Genomic DNA, 1,169 nt, shown 5'->3' with positions numbered 1-1,169 from the left:
CCATTGCCGGAGAACACGGATGTCTGAGACAGGCTTTGAACCGGACACGGACAAACTGATGGAACATATTCGCGAGTTTTCGCGGAGAGTAAAACTGTCCGGCACGGCTGAAGAACTTGAAAGCTTCCGCTATCTGCAAGCGCAAATGGAGGGTTATGGCTATGATACCAAGCTTATCCAGCATGATGCCTATATCAGTTTACCGGGCAGGGCACGTGTCATTGTGGATGGCAGGATGCTGCGCTGCATCACCCATTCCATGTCCGTTTCCACACCCGGCGTTTCGGCTGAACTTGTCTACGTGGGCGAAGGCACAGCGGCGGAGTTCAGCGCTGCGAAAGTTTCCGGAAAAGTCGTCCTTGTCGATGGCATAGCGACCGAAGAGGTTGCTGCGCTTGCCAGCGCTGCCCAGGCAATCGGCCAGCTTCATATTAGTCCTAACGAACATCTCTACGAAATGTGTGTGTCGCCTGTTTGGGGCAGCCCATCACAGCATACACGTTCAAATCTCCCGTCAACGGTCATCTGTTCCGTACCGAATGACGAAGGGGCGAAGCTGCGGGCGCGCTGCCAGCTAGGGAAGACAGTCAATGTTTCCATGCAGGCCGAGGTCGATACTGGTTGGCGCAAAACACCTCTGCTGGTCGCCGAATTGAGTTCCTTAGCCGCCCAAGCAGATGAGCCGTTTGTGCTTTTCTCGGGCCATCACGACACATGGCACTACGGTGTCATGGATAATGGCGGCGCCAATGCGACGATGCTGGAGGCTGCGCGCCTGCTTGCCGCTCATCGCGGCGAATGGCGCAGAGGACTCCGCATCTGCTTCTGGTCGGGCCACTCGCATGGGCGCTATTCGGGTTCGGCATGGTATGCGGATGAGTATTGGAACGAGCTGGAGCAGCGCTGTATCGCCCACGTCAATGTGGACTCGACGGGCGGTGAAGGAGCAAGCGTGCTCACCAACTCAAGTGTAGTCGATGAGTTGAAGGCAGTGGCTTTCGATGCAGTCGAAGCCATCAGCGGCCAGAAACATGCCGGGCGTCGCCATGGCCGGGCTGCTGACCAGTCTTTCTGGGGTATTGGCATTCCCTCGATGTTCGGAAGTCTAAGCCATCAGCCGCCGGGACCTGTGAAGATGTTGCCCGCGCTCGGCTGTTGGTGGCATACGC

The 1,169-nt window shown here is 57.1% G+C and carries 1 protein-coding gene; it reads left to right on the top strand.

Features of this window, described 5'->3' with window-relative positions; all coding sequences use genetic code 11:
* Positions 1-19: 19 nt before the first annotated feature.
* Positions 20-1,169: M28 family peptidase (locus ACXJ5O_RS27630; protein ID WP_457302699.1), on the top strand; the 1,150-nt coding region annotated here is incomplete at its 3' end.

It is taken from the genome of Phyllobacterium sp. P5_D12 (assembly GCF_054049495.1).
The sequence above is the reverse complement of the archived record's forward strand: the minus strand, read 5'-3'. Positions and strand labels throughout refer to the sequence as shown.